The organism is Novosphingobium sp. PY1, from assembly GCF_017312445.1.
Taxonomy (GTDB): Bacteria; Pseudomonadota; Alphaproteobacteria; order Sphingomonadales; family Sphingomonadaceae; genus Novosphingobium.
Genome location: NZ_BLTI01000017.1, coordinates 17,645 through 37,234, shown reverse-complemented (window position 1 = coordinate 37,234; position 19,590 = coordinate 17,645). Strand labels below are relative to the sequence as shown.

Below are 19,590 nucleotides of genomic sequence, written 5' to 3'. Positions count from 1 at the left end.
CCTCTCCCCCGGCAAATGCGTGTGGCTAGATATCGCCCGGCTGTTTCTGGCCGGGCCCGTAGATGTAGTCGTCGAGTGCGGAGTGGAAGTGCCGGATCCGCAGTTCCTGGTCTCCGATCCAGAGACCGGGAAAATGATCCGACTGCATGCCCAGCTGCACCGTCGGCAGATTGAAGGCATCCTGGTCGAGCACCTGGCCGATGGTCTTGTCGCCGTGCCGGAAGCGCTGGTGACGCACGCGCTCGGGCCATTCCTCGCCCTCGGGAACGATCTCGAACATCCAGATGTCGTAATACATCTTGTTCGGATCGCTCGCGTGTGGGCGCTGACGGAACAACATGATGTCGTCGGCATGCACGTTGACCGAGATGTTCGGAAATATCAGGTAGTGATAGTCGTCGGTCAGCTGGTCGTCATTGAGCTCGGAGTAGTCCTTGCCCTGCTCGGCCCCGTGCTCACGCTTGAACAGCTGGACGTCACGGCGGATATCGCTGACGCGGCCTTCATATTCGGCCGGGTCCATGCCGGCATTGACCATGATCTCATGGATGGCCGGCGGAATCTGACTGGGCATGGCCACGCGCGGACTGATCGCCGCGAACGGGATCAGATAGCGACTGTGCTTGCCGTAGCAGTCGATCTGGACGTTGATGTCGTCGAGATACCACTGCAGCTGCGGGTGGATGCCCTGCACGTGATAGGTCTCGTTGAAGGCATCGACCGAGGTCTTCCAGTTGCAGTCCCATTCCACGGTAATGTCGCGCTTCCACGCCATGCGTTCGGGATGATAGGGCTCCAGGTGCTGGCGCATCGGTGCGATGAAATCATCGAAGGGCTCCACCTCGGTATCGAGCGAGAACCACACGAAGCTGTTCCACTCGACACAGGGCAGCGACGTGGCCGCCATGCCCGGAGGACCACCCTGGAAGAAAGTGCACATGTCCGGAATATGCTCGAGCCTGCCGTCGAGACCGTAAGTCCAGTGGTGGTACATGCACTTGAAGTTCTCGGCATTGCCACGCCCTTCGGGCCGCAGGCGATTGCCGCGATGCAGGCAGACATTGGGAAAGCACCGCACCGATCCGTCGATCTGGCGCACGATCAGCACCGATTCCTTGCCGATGTCGGTGCAGATGTAGTCGCCCGGTTCCCTGATATCGTCCGAGCGGCCGCCCAGAAGCCAGACCTTGGTCCAGACCCGTTCCCACTCGAGCTTCATGAACTCGGGTGAATAGTAACGCTCAGCCGGGATCAGCTCGGTGCCCAGTTCCGGGTCGGGAGCCTTCTCGACAGGCGTTCCATTGCCGGTGGTCTCCGGGTCGACACGCGGCACATCGACGACGCGTCTCACGTCCATCGCTGCCGCGTCCCATCCCATGACATGCCGTTTCATCAGAAGTGCGTCCGGTTGGTATAGCCCCCGTCGACCACGAGGTGCGATCCGTTGCACCAGCTCGCGGCCTCGCTGGCCAGGAAGACGATGGCCCTGGCCACTTCATCGGGCCGTCCGAGGCGCCCCATCGGCTGCTGGCGAAGCTGGGCCTTGTAGAATTTCTCCATTGTGCCCTTGATCATGTCCCAATTGCCGCCTTCGAACTCGATCGGTCCGGGCGAGACGACATTGACGCGAATGCCGTCCTTGCCATGGAACAGCGCAAGCTGCTTGCCCCAGGTGACCAGGCTGGCCTTGAGAGCGTTGTAGGGCTGCGGCCCGCCCATGGCCTCGAGCACGGAAGTCGTCGCAATCAGGACGATCGAGCCCTTACCTTGCTCTGTCATCGTCGGCACGACGCCTTCGACCGCACGCACGGCGCCCATCAGGTCCAGTTCGAAGGCATTGTACCAGTACTTCTCGGTACCCATGCCGCTGCCGGCGGAGGTAAATGGCACAAGGATATCGACGCCGTCCAGTTCCTCGATGGCCCATTCGATCCAGGCCTTGTACTCATCGGGCTGCTTGGCATTTGCCGGCCTGCCGACCACGCGGGTGCCATACTTGCTCAGCTCGGCGACGGCGTCCTTGACGCTGTCTTCGCTACGCGCGGTCAGCGCGATGTCGCAGCCTTCGCGCGCAAGAACTTCCGCCACGGCATAGCCGATACCACGCGCTGCACCCACGAGGATAGCCTTCTTGCCTGCCAGTCCCAGATCCATCTCACCTCGTCCTTGTCGTTACCGGATCACAGCGCTTCTTCGCTGCGAATGCCATGCAATCTCGTCTCCAGTCTAAGAGACTCCCCCCGGCCCGCGCAATAAAAAAGACAATCACGACTGCTTTTTTATGAATCCGCGCAATGCCGTCAAGCGGTCTGCAGTTCGGCAATAAGATCTTCGCGCAGGCGGAATTTCTGAATCTTCGAAGTCGACATCGGCCATTCATCGACGAAGCGGACATGGCGCGGCACCTTGAAACCGGCGATGCGACCCTTGCAGTGCTCGATCAGTTCCTGTTCGCTTACGCTTTCCCCATCCGCCAGTTCGACGAAGGCAGCCGGCACTTCCACATAGCGATCGTCGGGAAGTCCGACGACTTGCGCCAGCTTCACCGCGGGATGGGTCTGCAGCATCGCCTCGATCTCGGCTGCGGCAACATTCTCCCCGCCGACCTTGAGCATGTCCTTGAGCCGGCCGTGGAACATCACGTTACCCTGCGCATCGATCGAGCCGATATCGCCGGTGTGGAACCAGCCGTCGCGGATCGCCTCGGCGGTCTTGTCGGGGGCATTGTAATAACCCTGGAGCACGTTGGGTCCGCCCAGCACGATCTCGCCGCGCTCGTCCGGTCCGCAGTCCGCGCCGGTCTCGGGATCGACGATGCGTACCTTCCATTCATCCAGTGGTACGCCGCATCGCCCCGTGCGCACTTCGTAGCTGTCGGACAGGCGGCTGGTCGAAACCGTGCCGGCCGCCTCGGTGAGACCGTAAGTGCCGACCTGGATCGTGTGCGGCATCGCCTCGGAAACGGCGAGCTTGATCCATTCGGGCTGGACCGCGAAATTCGAGTTCATGACACGCAGGCGCGAAAGGTCCGTCTTCTCGAAACTCGGGTGGGTAATCAGGCCCTGCATGATCGTCACGAAGCTGGGATAGGCAATCGTCGCGCCTTCCCGGCCAAGCATCTCCAGCCCCACGCCCGCATCGAAATGGGGGATCGTCATGTAGGCACCGCCCAGATCGAGGATCATCGTCATCGGCAGGATTCCCGCGATGTGGAAGATCGGTAGTGGAGACCAGACCTTGTCCTGCGCGGTGCATTCGTAGCGCACACCGAGGTTGCGGCTGTTCGCCACTTGCGCGCGGTGGCTGATCATTGCGCCCTTGGGATTGGCCGTCGTCCCCGATGTATAGAGGATCATCGAGGTATCGCCCGGTTCCACCGCATCGATCCGCACGTCGATCTCGGCTTCATCGACTCTCTCGCCTGCCGCCAGCGCAGCGCGGGCGGAAATCAGATAGGCCGCGCAGTTCTCGTCGAGACAGACAATGCTGCGCAGGCGCGGCGCTTCCTTGAGCGAGAGCCGCCACGCATCCGTCTGATGCACAAGCGAGGGCATTGCCGTTTCGAGCCGGAGGCCGAAATCGACGCTTTCGGCGACCTTGCCGGTCGTGATCACCGTCACGAGATCGGCATTGGCCACCACATAGCCCAGTTCGCTGGCCTGGTAGCGGGCATTGACCGGAACCGCGACGGCCCCGGCCATGGTGATCCCATAGAATGCCGTGATGAAATCGATACAGGTAGGCAGGAGGATGCCGACGTGGTCACCGGGCTTCACGCCCATTGCAACAAGCGCCTTGGCCCAGTCGCGGGCAGCCCGGTTCAACGCCTCATAGCTCAGCCGCCTGTCAGGAAACACGATCGCATCGCTTTTACCATGACGCCCCGCCGAAGCGCGGACCATCGCGCCCATGGTCAGGATCGGCTTTTGATCGCCCATCGCCTGCTCTCCCAATCTTTGCCTTGATCCGCGATGCGCCCGCCGAACGACGAGTCAGACCGAGGACCTTCGTTTGCAGCGAGCTTATCAAGGCAAACGGAAAAGACAATCATTCATGTCTGTTTTAATTTTGGAGAGCATGGTGGCGTTTCGGGCAGGCCGTTTGCGCCAACAGCGCAGTGCCTGGGCGACTCGCCGTGCTTGCGCTCAATATTGCATTGGGATTACAGGGCCTGTCCAAACACCTAGCCGCAGCATTTGGCGGTTCGATAATTTCAGGCGAATCACATGGCCCTATCGCGCACCAAGTCGACCCGCACCGCCAAGGCGGCCCCGAGCCGCAGCACCGGCGGCACGCTGCAGGCCGCCAAGGCTGCGCAGACGCGCAGCCGCTTGATCGAGGCCACGATCCGCTGCCTGGTCAAGTACGGCTACGCGAACACAACGACGCCGCGCGTCGCGCAGGAGGCGGGACTTTCGCGCGGTGCGATGATGCACCACTTCGAGAACGGCGCGGCCCTGATCAAGGCCACGATCATCGAATTGCACGAGCGGCGCCTGCGCGCCTTTCGTCGCGCCGCGGAAAAGCCCGAACACGATGTCGACAATCTGACCGAGACCTATTGGGCGCAGGTTCAGAAGCCCGGATTCATCGCCTTCCACGAGCTGGCCGTCGCCGCGCGCACCGACAAGGAACTGTCCGACATCCTGGTACCGCTGCAGGAGGAGTTTCGCGCGCGCTTCAACGATCAGGCACAGGCCCTGTTCCCCGAATGGCGCAGTTCTCCCGAAAAGTTCGACCTGGCCATGAACCTTTCGCAGACGATACTCGAGGGCATGTCGATCGCGGTCCAGACGGGCGCGATGTCTTCCGAAAAGGTTCCCGCTATGCTGCAACACCTCGAAAACCAGATTCGCGAGCTCATGCCGCGAGAGCAATCCTGATCGCAAACACCGCAGGCCCAGGCGCCGCGAGAGCCGCCCGACATCCTTAAAAACAATCTTGTTTGTCTTTTTGATGCTCTGGCGTTACGTTGCTTTCCGGCAGAGGGAACAAACGGCGCAGTCCGGCCCTTGCCGTTGATTAGCAAGGACAAACGAATTGAGCGCCCCAAAGACCTTCGAACCCAAGATCTTCCGGCCCGAAGACGACGGTCCCGACCGGCCGCGCCGGGGACTGGACGACGATTCGCTGCGCACGCAAACGACGATCTACCGCGATGACCTGCTCGCCGGACAGACCGTGCTGATCACAGGCGCCGGAAGTGGCATGGGCAAGGCCGCGGCCTACCTCGCTGCAAGGCTTGGCGCTCAGGTCGCGATCTGCGGGCGTGACCCGGAAAAACTCGAAACCACGGTCAAGCTGGTACGCGAAGAAACCGGCAGCGAAGTCCTCGCCGTGCCTACCAACATTCGCGATCCGGAAGCGGTCGAGGCGCTGATCGACAAGGTGCACAGCCACTTCGGCGGCATCGACACCATCGTCAACAACGCCGGCGGGCAATTCCCGCAGGATGCCATCGACTTTTCCCGCAAGGGCTGGCTTGCCGTCATCGATACCAACCTCAACGGGACCTGGTGGATGATGCAGGAAGCCGCCAAGCGCTGGCGCGAAATCGGCAAGCCCGGAAACATTATCAATATCGTCGCCAACGTCGAGCGCGGCATGCCGCAGGCTGCGCATACCTGCGCCGCGAGGGCCGGCGTGATCTACCTGTCCAAGACGCTGGCCACCGAATGGTCGCGCTGGAACATTCGCGTGAACTGTATCGGTCCCGGCGTGATCGAAACCGAGGGCTTCCGCATGTATCCCGAAGAGGCGCTTGCCCGCTTCCACAAGGCCAACCCCATGAAGATGCGCGGCAATGCCTGGGACGTGGCCGAGGCGATCGCCTATCTTGCTTCGCCTGCAGCCCGCTTCATCAATGGCGACCTGTTGATCATTGACGGTGGACAGGCGCAGTGGGGGGTCATCTGGCCGGCCGGGATGCCGGACTATTTCAGCGAAGACGGCGCGGCCTGAAGCGGCGCTCAATCTGCACCAAAACAAGCTTAAACGAATCGGGAGAAGAGGATGGGCCGGGTAGAAGGCAAAGTCGCGCTGGTTACCGGCGGCGGGTCGGGTCTGGGCGCTGCGGATTGCGAAGCCCTGGCGCACGAGGGCGCGACCGTGGTGGTGACTGACGTCAAACTCGAGCCCGCGCTGGCCGTAGCCGACCGGATCGGGAACGGCGCACTCGCCATGGCGCTCGACGTTTCCGACGAGGCTCAATGGATCGCGGTCATGCAGGAAATCGAGGCGCGCTTTGGCCGGCTCGACGTGCTCGTCAACAACGCGGGCGTCGTGCTCAATGCCGATGTCGAGGACACGACGCTGGAGCAGTACCGCTGGGTCAACGCGATCATGTCGGACGGCGTCTTCCTGGGCTGCAAGCATGCGATCCCGCTAATGAACCGCAATGACGGCGGTTCGATCATCAACATGAGTTCGACCGGGGCCCTGCTCGGCTATCCGATCTTCTTCGCTTATTCCGCCGCCAAGGGCGCGGTGCGGGCGATGACCAAGTCGGTCGCCGTCATGTGCCAGGAAAAGGGTTACAAGATCCGCTGCAATTCGGTCCACCCCGGCGCGATCGAGACGCCGATGGTGCAGACCGCCGAAGGCCGCGCGCCTCAGGAAGTGGCCGAGGGCGTCCTGCCCCCGGGAACGCCGGGCCACCCCAAGGACGTCGCCGCCCTCGTGCTGTTCCTGGCCTCCGATGAATCGCGCTTCATCAACGGCGCGGAAATGGTCATCGACAATGGCGTGACAATCCGCCCGTTCTGATCTGGGCCCAAGAAAATTCGCCGCTGCGACCTGCCTTGAGGCGGTTCGCAGCGGCGAGGGCAAAAGCGCAAGGCTGGCCTCCAGGGCCGCGCTTCTAGTTTTCCATCCAGCGATCCAGTTCCTTGTGGAAGTGGCGCAGGCGCGCTTCCTGCTCGCACCAGAGCGGGCCGCGAAATCCGCGCGAACGCGCGCCCTTCTGGACGATCGGCAAGAGGTCCGAGTCCTGGTCCAGCACTTCGCCCATTCCCGGCGGCTCACCCAGGGAGGTATGGACGACTTCGGGCCTTGTCGCTCCGGTCACATCGACCTCCTTGCCAAGCCCCATCCAGCCGGGAGCCCCGTAACCGGGCGCATCGACGTGGCGGTACATGATCGTGGTGTCGTAAGTGAACTGCTCCGGATCGCTTTCATGCGGCTTGAAGCGATGGAGAAAGACCGCTTCGGGATGGCAACCGATCTGCATGTTCGGAAAGATCCCGAAAATGGTGCTGTCGGTCAGCTGCGCATCGGAAAAGTGCGAGTAGTCGAGCCCGATCTTCGCCGCGCGCTCACGCTTGGCATGGGCAACGGCCGCGCGGCTTTCCATCGCCGTGCCCGAGAAGCTCTGCGGATCGATCCCGGCGTCGGCCAGCAGCATGGCGATGCCCGGATTGATTCCCTCCTGATCGGGAAAGTGCGAGTTGGGCTGCGCCATCGGTACGAACTGGCGGCTCAGCCCGCCGGGGAACAGATCGATGTGGGTGCGATCGTCGATCACGCCCATCGTCTGCGGGTGGATCGCGTGGAGATGATAGCTCTCGTAGAAAGCATCGATCCCGCCCTTCCAGTTCGCCGCCCAATCCGACCGGCGATGCTGGACGACATGCATCAGGTCGATCCGATAGGTCTCGAGCATGGGCAGCAGGGGCCCCAGATACTCCTTCAGCGGCGGCACGTCGTCCGACATCGAGATGAACACCAGACCGACCGCCTCCTCGGCGCGCACCGTTGTAAGGTCGGTGCCATGGCACAGGACTTCCGGCCGGAAGGTTTCCTCGTCGGTGACCTTCTCGTTCTTGCCGTCGAGGCCGAAACGCCAGGAATGAAACGGGCAGGTGAAACTGTCCTGACTGCCCATCTCGCCCGTCACCAACTGACTGCCGCGATGAGGACAGACATTGTAGTGGGCAGCGACAGACCCGTCATTCTGCCGCACCACGATGAAGCTCTCGGGACCGATGTCGAACTTCACCCAGTCGCCCGCCTCGGGCAGGTCGCTTGACGGTGCGGCGAGCAGCCATGTCCTGGTAAATACCTTTTCCCATTCCCGCGCGAAAAACTCGGGCGAGGTGTAGCGGGTCGGATCCAGCCGCTCCGTCCCGTTATCTATCGCAGGGGCGGGCTTGTCGAAGGGATGCTGCGAGCCCTTGTGAACTGCCCAGCTTCTGGGGTCATAGTTCACGCGCTCTTCTCCCCTTTCATCCGGCGATCCAGCTCGGCGTGGAAGTGACGCAGACGGCCTTCCTGCTCGCTCCACAAAGGACCGCGGAAACCGCGCGAACGCGCACCTTTCTGGACGATCGGCAGGAGATCGGAGTCCTGATCCAGCACTTCGCCGAGCCCGGGCGGTTCGCCAAGCCCGGTATGCACGATCTCCGGGCGCGTGGCTCCCGATAGATCGACATCTTCCCCGAGCCCCATCCAGGCAGGAGCACTGTACCCCGGCGCATCGACGTGCCGATAAAGGATGCAGGTGTCGTAGGTGAACTGGTTGGGGTCGCTCTCATGCGGGACGAAGCGATGAAGGAAGATCGCTTCGGGATGGCACCCGATCTGCGCGTTCGGAAAGAGCGAATAGACCACCGAATCGCTGAGCTGGCTGTCGCTGAACCGCTCGTATCCCAGGCCCAGTTCCTCCGAGCGTTTGCGCTTGGCCTGCTGGACGGCCTCGCGGGTCTGCGCCGCCGTACCCTGGTAATTTTCCGGGTCGATGCCGGCATCGCGGAGCATGAGCTGGATGCCCGGATTGACCGTCTCCTGATCAGGATAGCGTGCGGCAGGCTGGGCGAAAGGAACAAACTGGCGGGACAGGCCGCCCGGCCACAGGTCGATCTGGGTGCGATCGTCCATCAGGCACTGGGTTTGGGGATGAACCGCGTGAAGATGGTAGATTTCCGCGAAGGCATCGACACCGCCTTTCCAGTTCGCGCCCCAATCGGACCGGCGGTGCTGGACGACGTACATCTGGTCGATGTCATAAAGCTCGAGCTGCGGCAGGATCGGGGCGAGCCACGTTTTCAGGGGCTCGATCTGCGGATCCATCGAGATGAACACGAGACCGACCGCGACTTCACAGCGCACCGAAGTCAGGTTGCGGTCGTGGCACAGCACTTCGGGGCGGAAAGTCTCTTCGTCCGTGACGGCAACGTTCTTGCCCTCGAGGTCGAACTTCCAGCTATGGAACGGACAGGTGAAACGCTCGAGCGATCCGAAGTCGGTCGTCACGAGCTGGCTGCCACGGTGCGGGCAAACGTTGTAGTGCGCGTGAATCTCGCCGTCGTCACCCCGCACGATAATGAAACTTTCGGGGCCGATGTCGAACTTGAAGAAGTCGCCCTCCTCGGGGATGTCGGAGGCTGGACCCGCCAGCAGCCAGCTCTTGGCGAAGACCTTGTTCCATTCCTCGCGCATGAAGTCGTGATCGAAATACCGTTCCGGTGCGGGGCGGCCGGTGCCGTTGTCGATCTGCGGCGCACGCTCGTTGAACGGATGAGGTGTGCCGACGTGGATATTCCAGTCGTCGAAATCGAGCTTCATCATGGTCATCCCTCTCCATTTGGGATTTGTAACGGCGTCTCAACTTGCCGTCCTGATCCTTCCCCCGGTCCGGCTTCTCGCCTGTCCGACTCCGCGGGGGGTAGACTTGCATTAAAAAACAGTCATGATTGTTTTGCAAGCTGCTTTGCGAATTGTTCGATATTCAGCGGCACGGGAGAGACGAAAGATGAGCCTGACTTACGGAAAGACATTCCAGATCGCCTATGTCGTGCCCGATGTGGACGCGGCGATCGACCACTGGACCGGCGCGATGGGGGTCGGACCTTTCTTCGAGTTCCCGCTGCCTCTGCCCTTCGAGGAGCTGGCCGTGCGCGAAGAGGCCGTTCCGCTCGACGCCGACATTTTCGGCGCGATCGCCGTGAGCTACAGCGGGGACACGATGATCGAGCTGATCCAGCCGGGCACCGCTCCTTCCACCTATCGCGAATTCCTGGAATCGGGCCAAAGCGGCGTCCACCATTTCGGGACTTTCGTGGACGACTACGAAGCATGCATGGCGCGTGTGCGTGCACAGGCAGTGCCCGTCCTGCTGGAAGGGCGCCTGCCCCTCTCGCGCTTCGCCTACCTCGACACCGCCCGCCAGGGTCTCAGCCCGATCATAGAGATCATCGAGCCCTATCCGGCCATGCACGAAACCTTTGCCATGATCCGCGAAGCCGTCGACAACTGGGACGGCAAGGAAGGCCGTCGCTCGCTGTAACGCCGGGACGCGCGGCTGCGGCAAGGTAGCCGGAGCGATCCGGCTGCCCCGCCTCTTCCGTTATAGTCCAGCCAGCACTTACCGAGAGGCGGGCAGTGCGAAGGCAACGACATAGTCGCCCGGTGTCGTGCCCATGTACATGTGCCCGCCCGATGCGATCACCACATACTGCCTGCCGGTCTTCGACGAGACGTAAGTGATCGGCGTCGCCTGGCCGCCTGCGGGAAGCCTGCCCTTCCACAACTCGCGGCCCGTCGCCGTCTCGAAGGCGCGCACGTAGTTGTCCATGGAAGCGCCGATGAAGGTCACGCCGCTGGCGGTATTTACCGAACCGCCCAGGTTGAAGGCACCCGGCACCTGAATGCCCAGTGGCGCTGTATCCTGCGACGTACCGAATTTGCGCTTCCAGGCCAGCTTGCGGGTCTTCAGGTCGATCGCGGCGATATGACCCCAGGGCGGCGCCTCGCAGGGAATGCCAAGCGGCGAGAGCATCGGCAGCAGGCTCACGCCGTAATTGGTGCCGACCTGCGGCAGGTAGCCGGGCGCATGCGAATCCCTGGCATCAGCGGGCCTGTCGGTATCGGCACCGTGCCGGAACAGCCGTACCTCCTGCGGCACTGCCGAGGAATTGACGATCATCAGGTGCCGCTGCGGATCGATGCTGACGCTGCCCCAGTTGAGAATCCCGAATGTCCCCGGCCACTGGATCGCGCCCCGCTCGGAAGGCGGAGTGAAGGCCCCGGAATAGTCCAGCGATCGGAAACGGATGCGGCACCACATCTGATCGAGCGGTGTTGTCCCCCACATTCCCGCCTCGGTCAGCGGATCGGGCGCGAAGGAGGGAAAACCGGTCACGAAAGGCTGGGTCGGCGAATACGTCTCCCCCGGCAAGGTGCCCTTGGGCACGGCACGCTCCTCTACGCCGACGAGCGGCTTGCCGGTCGCGCGGTCGAGGATGAAGATGTCGCCGCGCTTGGTCGGTGCGGCAAGCGCCGGGACCGTGCGATTGCCGACCGGGAAATCGAACAGCACCGGCTGGGCGGGCACGTCGTAGTCCCACAAGTCGTGATGCACGGTCTGGAAATGCCAGCGCACTTTGCCGGTCGCCGCGTCGAGCGCCACGATCGAACTCGCATAACGCTCCAGCATCGGCGTGCGGTGGGTGCCGACATGATCGGGCGTGGCATTGCCGGTGGGCAGATAGACGAGGCCGAGCTTCGGGTCGGCGCTGAACGCGCTCCAGGCATTTGCCGAACCGCGCGTCCAGCCCTCACCCGGGCCGGGCATTGGCGCATCGTCGGGACGGCCGCTGTCCCAGGCCCAGAGCAGCTTGCCGGTCTTTACGTCATAGGCGCGAACCACGCCCGATGGATCGAACCTGGAGAAGTTGTCGCGCACATAGGACCCCAGGATCGCGGTATCGCCCACGATCGCTGGCGGCGAAGTCGTGTAGGACATGAGCGGATCGATATGCCCCATGCCGGCATCGAGATCGACGCTGCCGTCCTTCCCGAAATCGCTGCAAGGCGTGCCGGTCAGGGCATCGCTGGCGAGCAAACGACCGTCCAGAGTCGCGCTGATCACGCGCTTGGCGCATGCACCCTTCGCGGCAGGGTCGCTGTGATAGGAAACGCCCCGGCAATTGAACATCTGGGCATTGCCGGGCTTCGCGTGGGGATCGCGCATCCACAGCTGCTTGCCGGTATCGGCATCGAGCGCGAAGACCTTGCCCGTTGGCGAGCAGAAATAGAGCCGGTCATCGACCATCAGCGGCGTTGCCATGAACGAAATCGGCACCTTGATTTCAGGCCGCTTCTCGACCGTATCGCCCGTCTCGAAGGACCAGGCCTTCTCCAGCTTCGCCGCGTTGCCCGGCGTGATCTGCCCGGCAAGCGAATGACGCGTACCCGAGGCATTGCCGCCATAGGCCGTCCATTGCGTTGCACCCGGGTCCACTGCCGGCACCGGGATCGCCTGTGCCATCCTGCCTGCCCCGACCAGATAGACCGGAACATTGGCGTAAGCGACAACGAGCACGAGAACGCACAGCAGACCCGCTGCGCCGGGAAGAAAGCGCGTGGCCTTGTCCCCGGCATCGGTCAGCGCCCGGCGTGCGGGCGGCAGGGCAAGGACCAGCGCGATCAGCGCGGGCCCGGCAAGGCGCGGCAGCAATTGCCAGAAAGCTCCGCCCACTTCCCACAGCGCCCAGCCCAACGTTGCCAGCAGCATCGCGGCATAGACCCAAAGCCCCCGGCGATCTGAACGCCAGATCAGGCCCGCCGAGGCGAGGCAGGCGAACCCTGCAAGCAAATAGTAGAAAGAACCGCCCAACAGGACGAGGCGCAGGCCTCCGCCGGCCAGGACCAGACCCACGATTGCCAGAAATCCGCCGACCAACCATCGCGGCCAGCGCGGCGACCTGTTCACTTGCGCCATACTCATGCTCTCCCCTACCCTTATCGTCCTGTCACCGATCCATAGCCGGCACCTTCTGTGCAGGCGCGGAAGATCAGCCGGTTTCGATCACCGCAATCGGCGCGCGAACATCGACCGTTTCGCCTTCCTGGGCGACGATTTCCAGCAGGGTTCCGGAAACCGGCGAAGGCACTTCCACAGTGGTCTTGGCCGCTTCGACTTCGACGAGATTCTCCCCTTCTTCGACCTTGTCCCCGGGACCCTTGAGCCATTTGACGATTTCGCCGTCCTGCATTCCCATGCCATATTGCGGGAGAACGACCGTAAATTGCGCCATGCGTCTTCCTCCTCAGGCCGGAACCGATGCGGCCGCGCCGACAAGCCTGCGGGCGGCATCGACGATCCGCTCGACCGAGGGATAGAGCGGCTTTTCGATGTGCGGACTGAACGGCAGATGGGTATCCGGCGTCGTGACGCGCACGACGGGAGCGCGCAGGGCGTGAAACGCATGTTCCACGATCGTGGCCGAAATCTCGCTGGCCGCGCTGCACGTCATGTGCGCGGGATCGACGCAGATCGCGCGGCCTGTCTTGCGCACCGACTGCACGATCAGGTCGCGATCGAGCGGGGCCAGCGTGCGCGGGTCGACAACTTCGATCGAGATGCCTTCCCTGGCCAGCTGCTCGGCGGCCTTGAGAGCCACGTTGACGCCGCCGGCAACACCAATGACACTGATGTCGGTGCCTTCGCGCTTGATATCGCCCTTACCCAGCGGAATCACGAAATCGGGATCGTCGGGAAGCTCGGACTTGTTCATCCAGCAGGTCGAATCCTCGAAGCTGAGGACGGGATTGTCATCGCGCACCGCGCCCTTGAGCAGCCCCTTCATGTCATAGGCATTGGAGGGGGCGATGATCTTGAGGCCAGGCATGTTCATGAACATGGAATAGGGCCGGTCGGAGTGCTGCGCCGCGTTGGAATTGCCGTAGAACAGGCATGAACGCAGCACCAGCGGCAGACGCGCCTGCCCCCCGTAGATGTAGCGGGACTTGGCGATGATCGAACAGATCTGGTCCATCGCCGGAAACAGGAACGAGGAAATCGTGGCATCGACGATCGGACGCATGCCGACCATCGCCGCACCTCCGGCTGCGCCGATGAAACCGTTTTCCGAGATCGGCGTGTCGCGCACGCGTTCCTCGCCGAACATGTCGACGAAGCCGGTCGTGGTCCCGAAGACATTGCAGCGAATATCCTCGCCCATCATGAAGACGCGTTCGTCGCGCTGCATCTCCTCCATCTGGGCCTGCCGGATCGCTTCGAGATAGGTTGCCTTTGCCATGTCGCTCTCCTCCTCAGGCGTGGGCCCGGACGTCGTCGGGAATGGGAAGTCGCTCGACCAGGACATGATCGAAGGCTTCCTCGAATTCGGGATAAGCGCTTTCGCGCGCGAAGCTCAGCGCATCGGCCACTTCTTCGGCAACCGCCTTCTCGATGGCGTCGAGATCGTCGGCTGACACTCCGGCCGCTTCCAGCCGCGCCCGGTAGAACACAATCGGGTCCCGGCCGAGCCACTCGTCATGCTCCGGTCCGCGCGGGGTCAATTCGCGGCCCATGTTCACGGCATGATCGCCATAGCGATAGGTCTTGGTCTCGATCAGCGTCGGCCCCAGCCCTGCGCGGGCACGATCGACGGCCTCGCGCACCGCATCCTCCACGGCGTCGACATCCTGTCCGTCGACGATCACGCCGGGAATGCCATAGCCCTTGGCGCGATCCGCCACATTTTCGCCGGCAACGGCATGGCTGGTCGGCGTGGACATGCCGAAGCGGTTGTTCTCGCATACGAAGATCGCGGGCAGCTTCCACACTGCGGCCAGGTTCATGCCTTCATGCACCGCGCCTTCGCTCGACGCGCCATCGCCGAAAAAGCAGAGCGCCACGCGGTCCAGCCCCTGCAGCTTGGCGCCCAGTGCCGCGCCTGCGGCGACAGGGGCGCCCGACCCGACGATGCTCGTCTCGCCAAGGCTGCCCATCGCGAAATCGGACAGGTGCATCGAGCCGCCCTTGCCCTTGCACACGCCGGTCGCCTTGCCGAGCAGCTCGGCCATGAGCGGGCGCAGGGCCGCGCCCTTGGCGATCGGATGCCCGTGACTGCGGTGATTGCCGACCATGTAGTCGTCGTCGCGCAGCGCCATGCAGGCGCCGACGCCAGAGGCTTCCATTCCCGCGTACGTATGCAGGGCGCCCGGAATCTCGCCCTGGGCATGGATGGCCTCCGCCTTCGCTTCGAACTGGCGAATGCGCTGCATCCGCCGGTACTTCTCGATCTTGCGATCGTTGTCGCCTGCAAGGCTCATCTTATCGTTCCTCTCTCAAGCAGCACCGGCAGGCTGCGCCATGGCGCGGTCCGCGGTTTGGGCAACGATCAGTTCGAGCGGGGCCTGGTACATCGACTCAGGCCCGTCCTTCGTGATCGCGTAGACGTTTTCCATGTGGCAGGGGCCGAGCTTCGCGCCGAAGTAGAGACTGTCGAGCGAGATCAGCATGTCCTCCTCGAGGACGAAGCCCTGCTTCACCCCGGCAAGGCCGGCGGAAGGATAGGGCAGCGGGATTTCGAGCGGCATGAGGCCAATCCCGTGGGCGACGACCAGCAGCTTCTCCGGCGTGGCCACGCCCTTCGACTTCAGGTATTCATACCCGATCTGCGGGAGGTCGGCGGTGCGGACGCCCGGACGCAGCTGCTCCACCATAATCAGGAAGGCGTCGCGCAGGATATCGTGCTGGCGGCGGTATTCAGCGCTCGGCTCGCCGATGACGGCGGTGCGGTTGATGTCGACCCAGAGGCCATCATGGATGCCCTGGGTTTCGAGGATGACGATATCGCCGCGCCGCAGGGCCCGGTTGCCCTGGGTGCGGAACAGGTCCGGGATGAAGTCATCCTGCTCGTATGCGCCGCCGAAGAGCATGGCGCCTTCGTCGACGGGGATGACTTCGTGGCGGACCATGAAATCGCAGATGCGCGCCTGCACGTCGTTCCAGTCCGCACCTTCATGAAGAATTGAGCCGGCATGGGCGATGATCGCGTCGGCAATCCTGCCCACCTTGCGATAGCGCGCCAGTTCCTCTTCGGTCTTGACGACCCGCACCCGGATCAGGAAGTCGAGCGCGTCCGAGTACCGGTGCTCCAGCCGTGAGCGCAGCTTCTCCGACACGCGTGGCTCATCGAAGCCGATCGCCTTTCCGGTCATGCCGTTATCGGCCAATGCCGAAGCGATCGCGGCGACGATGTCGCCCTGGCACTCTCCGGCAATCGCCCCGGCCAGCGACATGGCATCGTGCGCCAGTTGCCCACCCTTGCGATCGGGATCGATGTAGCGGCTCACCTCGCAGAAGTTGAGCATGTCGAACGTGCGCACTTCCCCGAAGGTACAGCGTTCTTCCTGACGGTTGAGGACGGCGACGATGCCCAGGTTCGCCTCGGGAATGACCAGGGTAAGCGGCTTGTCCGGATCGGCGTAGACGATCGCGGCGGCCACCGGCTCCATCTGGCCCCAACGTTCGAGGACGGAGTGATAGCCCGTCGCATAGCGCACATCGTGCGGGTGGCTGAGCACGACTGCGTCCAGCCCTTCCGCGGCAAGCATGGCGCGCAGGCGGTCCGCGCGCGGGTTGGACGCGCTCGTCATGCCGCTTCTTCCATTCCTTCGTTGGCGATGTTGGAGCGAACCTCACCGCTGGCGACATCCCGCAGGAACTCATGATTGAGGATGAAGCGGATCTCGCCGTTCTCTTCGGTGAAGGCCACTGCGCCGTGGCCCATGAACAGATATTCGGTGACTTCATCGCAGCGCGCTTCGCTGTGTCGAGAACCGATCGGCTCGTATCCGTAGGTCCCTGCCGGCGCCGAGCCGACGTCGTAGATCAGTTCGCCCTTGGTCACGAAATACTGCCCGTGCCCGAGATGCCAGTGCGGCGCGAAAGTTGCGCCCGGCTCCATGTGGACCCACAAGACCCAGTCGCCGGTTTCCTCGCTGTAGCGCAGCAATCGGATCGTCGTGCCCGTGCCGAGCTCGACTTCGCGGCAGTCGTTGATGTTGACGATGAGGTCACCCAGTTTTCCCGGATCGTGTTCTTTCGTCATGGTCGCTCTCCTCTTTGGCTCTGTTCTGTCTTGTGCTGGCAGCGCCGTGTGCACGTCAGCTGAGAAATGGGTCAGCCTACCGGCGAAGTGGGGTCACTGCGCGGTGTAGCCGCCGTCCACGACGAGCTCCGATCCATGCATATACCCCGATTCATCCGATGCGAGGAATCGCACGGCCTTGGCGATGTCGATGGGCTCGGCCATGCGCCCGATCGGATGGGCCGGGGCAAGGCCTTCGGCAGCCTGTTCGACACTCTCGGCAAAGCCGTTTTCGACGAAGCGCTGCAGGATGTGATCGACCATACCCGTCTTCACGCCGCTGGGGTGAACGCTGTTGAAGCGCACCTTGTAGCCAAGAGCGGAGAACTCCATTGCGCAGGCCTTTGCGAACAGCCGTACCGCGCCCTTGGACGCACAATAGCCGGTATGCAGCGGCGAACCGATCAGGCCTGCGACCGAGGAGATGACGACGATGGACGCGCCATGCGGCAGTTGCTGTCCAGAGCGGCTCATCAGCGGGATGGCCACCTTGGTTCCGAGGAACACACCGTCGACATTCACCGCCATCTGTTTGCGCCACTGTTCGAGCGAGGTATTCTCGAGCTTCTCGACGACGACGATGCCCGCGACATGGACAAGGACGTCGAGTTTGCCGTGATCGCGCTCGACTGCGGCGATGACATGCTGCCAGGACGCCTCGTCGGTAACGTCCAGCCGGTGATAGGCAGAGGACTCGATGCCCTCGTTCCAGCCGCCGCCGTCCTCGGGCAGGTCCGCCCCGATCACCGTGGCGCCCGCCGCCCCCAGGGCACGGCTGGTTTCCTTGCCGATCCCCCCGGTGCATCCTGTGACAAGGGCAATGCGTCCTACAAGCGATCCGATCATGCAGTCTCTCCCATAACTGGTGCATCTCCAAGCAGCTCGAAGCTGCGAATGTCGGCCTCCCCGTCGATGCAGGACCAACCTTCGTCCGCCATCGCGACGTGGTAAGGGCGGCTGGCGTGGTCCTTCCACGCCTGGTGACTGGTGAACATCTCGGTGAAGGCAAAGGCATTGGGCTCGGTTTCGGAGCGCATGACCTGGAACAGCAGGGTCTCCGTCTCGTTCGCGCGTACGTCCTCCTGCAGCTGGGTAATCAGCTCGATGAAGCGCTCCGTCTTGTCCGGTTTGGTGCGGACATGCATGATGACGCCAATCATGGGAGAGACCTTTCCGTATGTGGGGGCAATTGCTGGAAGAAGCTGCAAGGGCGGCGCAGGGGCCGAAGCCGGAAGCGGCAAGGCCGCTGATTGCGCGGCTGCTGGAAACCGCACCGGGCGATGCGGATGCGCTGACACTGGCCGGCATCGTTGCCCAGCGCACGGGCGAGAGCGATGAAGCCATCGCCGCCTTCACCGCAGCGCGCGACGCCGATCCCGGCGATCCGGGCCGGCATCAGAACCTTGCCGTCGCGCTCAAGAACAAGGGCGCCATCGTCGAAGCCCTGGCCGCCTTTCGCGCAGCCCTCAAGCTGCGGCCGGGCCATGCGGCCACGTTGGCGAACCTGGGTTCCTGCCTGATCGCCGCGCAGCAATACGGCGAGGCAGTCGATACACTTGAAGCCGCGCTCAAGGCTGCACCGGGCCATCCCGATGCGCACCTCAACCTGGGCGTGGCGCTCTCCCGCCTCGGCCGGCACGAAGAGGCCGCGCGCCATTACCGGCTGGCGCTCGATGCAAGGCCCGGCCATGCCGAAAGCGCGCTCAACCTTGTCGATGCGCTTGCCGCGCTCGGCCGCCGGGAAGAGGCTGAAACCCTCGCCCGGCAGGTGCTGAACGCCCTTCCCGGCCATGTCCGCGCGACGAACCAGCTCGGGCTGCTGCGCGAAGCCGCAGGCGATGCCCGGGGCGCTGCCGAGGCCTTCCGCACCGGTTTCGATCCTGCTGCGCCCAGCCACGTGCTGGGCGTAAATCTCACCCGCGCGCTTATACGCGCCCAGCGTTTCGAAGATGCCCTGGAGGTCAGCGGCTGCCTTCAGAGCGCCTCGCCGTCGATCACCACGCCGCTTGCTCTCTCGCTCGCGGCGCTGGAAAGACTGGGCCGCGCCAAGGAACGCGACGCGCTTATGGCGACCGACCGTTTCGTGACGGTGCACGACATCGAGGCCGTTTCCGGCTTTGCCGATCTGCGCCAGTTCAATGCCCACCTCGTCAATGAGCTGCGCAATCAACCCTCGCTCACCGAAGAACCCGAAGGCCTGGTAACCCGCGGCGGACGGCAGAGCGACGACTTGGCCAAGGCACAGAGCCCCGCCATCGCGGCCCTGTGTGCCCTCGCTGCGGCGAGGCTTGCCGACGAGCACGCGCGTCTTGCCGCAATGGCGACCGACCATCCCTTTCTCCGCGCCCTGCCTGCCGAATGGAGCCTGACCCTGTGGGGCACGATCCTGCGCCCCGGTGGAGAAGTCGGCGCGCATATTCATGCGCCAAACTGGATTTCCGGGGTCTATTACCCCGAATACACGACCCCCGCAGATAGCTGCGACGAAGGCGCCTTCGCCATCGGTATCCTTCCGCGTGAACTTGGCGGTGGCGGCCCGACGCATGTGATGCAACCTCGCGCGGGCCGCATGATCCTGTTTCCCTCCTACCTCTGGCACGCCACGATGCCTTTCGGCGGCAGTGAGGAACGCGTCAGCTTTGCCTTCGATCTCGTGCCGGCTGGCGTCGGCCAGCCGCATCGCCTGCGATAGCGCAAAGGCACTCCCCCG

General features: G+C 63.4%; 18 protein-coding genes. 5 read left to right on the top strand and 13 right to left on the bottom strand.

Annotated features, from left to right (window positions below; all coding sequences use genetic code 11):
• Positions 1-25: 25 nt before the first annotated feature.
• The 3 genes from J3474_RS21040 to J3474_RS21030 all read right to left on the bottom strand — a co-directional run bounded on the left by J3474_RS21040 (position 26) and on the right by J3474_RS21030 (position 3,938).
• Positions 26-1,393 carry an SRPBCC family protein gene (locus J3474_RS21040; protein ID WP_232512353.1) on the bottom strand — a complete coding sequence of 456 codons (1,368 nt, stop codon included), beginning with the start codon at positions 1,391-1,393 and terminating at the stop codon, positions 26-28.
• Complete coding sequence (locus J3474_RS21035; RefSeq protein ID WP_207095494.1) at positions 1,393-2,154, bottom strand: SDR family NAD(P)-dependent oxidoreductase; 762 nt, start codon at positions 2,152-2,154, stop codon at positions 1,393-1,395. The genes J3474_RS21040 and J3474_RS21035 overlap by 1 nt, the downstream gene beginning before the upstream one ends.
• A gap of 146 nt (positions 2,155-2,300) precedes the next feature.
• Entirely contained in the window at positions 2,301-3,938 is a 1,638-nt protein-coding gene (locus tag J3474_RS21030; RefSeq protein WP_207095493.1) for a class I adenylate-forming enzyme family protein, read from the bottom strand.
• A 288-nt stretch (positions 3,939-4,226) separates the two neighbouring features.
• Here J3474_RS21030 and J3474_RS21025 point away from each other — a divergent pair, with 288 nt between their 5' ends.
• The 3 genes from J3474_RS21025 (at position 4,227) to J3474_RS21015 (ending at position 6,765) form a co-directional block, all read left to right on the top strand.
• Positions 4,227-4,883 carry a TetR/AcrR family transcriptional regulator gene (locus J3474_RS21025; protein WP_013836705.1) on the top strand — a complete coding sequence of 219 codons (657 nt, stop codon included), beginning with the start codon at positions 4,227-4,229 and terminating at the stop codon, positions 4,881-4,883.
• Between the two features lie 157 nt (positions 4,884-5,040).
• Positions 5,041-5,961 carry an SDR family oxidoreductase gene (locus tag J3474_RS21020; protein ID WP_013836704.1) on the top strand — a complete coding sequence of 307 codons (921 nt, stop codon included), beginning with the start codon at positions 5,041-5,043 and terminating at the stop codon, positions 5,959-5,961.
• 51 nt (positions 5,962-6,012) lie between these two features.
• Complete coding sequence (locus tag J3474_RS21015) at positions 6,013-6,765, top strand: SDR family oxidoreductase (protein WP_207095492.1); 753 nt, start codon at positions 6,013-6,015, stop codon at positions 6,763-6,765.
• Positions 6,766-6,859: 94 nt separating this feature from the next.
• Here the strand turns inward: J3474_RS21015 and J3474_RS21010 are convergent, their stop codons facing one another.
• A complete protein-coding gene (locus J3474_RS21010) occupies positions 6,860-8,206 on the bottom strand; it encodes an SRPBCC family protein (RefSeq protein ID WP_207095491.1) in 1,347 nt (448 codons plus the stop codon).
• Positions 8,203-9,561 carry an SRPBCC family protein gene (locus J3474_RS21005; protein WP_207095579.1) on the bottom strand — a complete coding sequence of 453 codons (1,359 nt, stop codon included), beginning with the start codon at positions 9,559-9,561 and terminating at the stop codon, positions 8,203-8,205. The genes J3474_RS21010 and J3474_RS21005 overlap by 4 nt, the downstream gene beginning before the upstream one ends.
• Positions 9,562-9,748: 187 nt before the next feature.
• Here J3474_RS21005 and J3474_RS21000 point away from each other — a divergent pair, with 187 nt between their 5' ends.
• The gene (locus J3474_RS21000; protein ID WP_207095490.1) at positions 9,749-10,282 is read left to right on the top strand and encodes a VOC family protein; all 534 of its coding nucleotides are present in this window, start codon (positions 9,749-9,751) and stop codon (positions 10,280-10,282) included.
• A 78-nt stretch (positions 10,283-10,360) separates the two neighbouring features.
• Here J3474_RS21000 and J3474_RS20995 read toward each other — a convergent pair whose 3' ends face one another.
• From J3474_RS20995 to J3474_RS20960, 8 genes are all read right to left on the bottom strand, one after another.
• Positions 10,361-12,718, bottom strand: coding sequence for a membrane-bound PQQ-dependent dehydrogenase, glucose/quinate/shikimate family (locus J3474_RS20995; RefSeq protein WP_207095489.1), 2,358 nt, complete (start codon positions 12,716-12,718; stop codon positions 10,361-10,363).
• A 73-nt stretch (positions 12,719-12,791) separates the two neighbouring features.
• On the bottom strand, positions 12,792-13,034 hold the full coding sequence (locus J3474_RS20990; protein WP_207095488.1) for a biotin/lipoyl-containing protein: 243 nt from the start codon (positions 13,032-13,034) through the stop codon (positions 12,792-12,794).
• A 12-nt stretch (positions 13,035-13,046) separates the two neighbouring features.
• Positions 13,047-14,039 carry an alpha-ketoacid dehydrogenase subunit beta gene (locus tag J3474_RS20985; RefSeq protein ID WP_013836697.1) on the bottom strand — a complete coding sequence of 331 codons (993 nt, stop codon included), beginning with the start codon at positions 14,037-14,039 and terminating at the stop codon, positions 13,047-13,049.
• Positions 14,040-14,052: 13 nt separating this feature from the next.
• Complete coding sequence (locus J3474_RS20980) at positions 14,053-15,057, bottom strand: thiamine pyrophosphate-dependent dehydrogenase E1 component subunit alpha (protein WP_207095487.1); 1,005 nt, start codon at positions 15,055-15,057, stop codon at positions 14,053-14,055.
• 15 nt (positions 15,058-15,072) lie between these two features.
• Positions 15,073-16,386 carry a Xaa-Pro peptidase family protein gene (locus J3474_RS20975; RefSeq protein ID WP_207095486.1) on the bottom strand — a complete coding sequence of 438 codons (1,314 nt, stop codon included), beginning with the start codon at positions 16,384-16,386 and terminating at the stop codon, positions 15,073-15,075.
• The gene (locus J3474_RS20970; protein WP_013836694.1) at positions 16,383-16,841 is read right to left on the bottom strand and encodes a cupin domain-containing protein; all 459 of its coding nucleotides are present in this window, start codon (positions 16,839-16,841) and stop codon (positions 16,383-16,385) included. The genes J3474_RS20975 and J3474_RS20970 overlap by 4 nt, the downstream gene beginning before the upstream one ends.
• A 93-nt stretch (positions 16,842-16,934) precedes the next feature.
• A complete protein-coding gene (locus J3474_RS20965) occupies positions 16,935-17,726 on the bottom strand; it encodes an SDR family oxidoreductase (RefSeq protein ID WP_207095485.1) in 792 nt (263 codons plus the stop codon).
• Positions 17,723-18,040: a putative quinol monooxygenase gene (locus J3474_RS20960; protein ID WP_207095484.1), complete on the bottom strand. Its 318-nt coding sequence runs from the start codon at positions 18,038-18,040 to the stop codon at positions 17,723-17,725. Before J3474_RS20960 ends, J3474_RS20965 begins: the two co-directional genes overlap by 4 nt.
• Before the next feature lie 17 nt (positions 18,041-18,057).
• On the opposite strand from J3474_RS20960, the gene J3474_RS20955 reads away from it, so the two are divergent.
• A complete protein-coding gene (locus J3474_RS20955; protein ID WP_207095483.1) occupies positions 18,058-19,572 on the top strand; it encodes a tetratricopeptide repeat protein in 1,515 nt (504 codons plus the stop codon).
• The last annotated feature ends 18 nt before the right edge of the window (positions 19,573-19,590 follow it).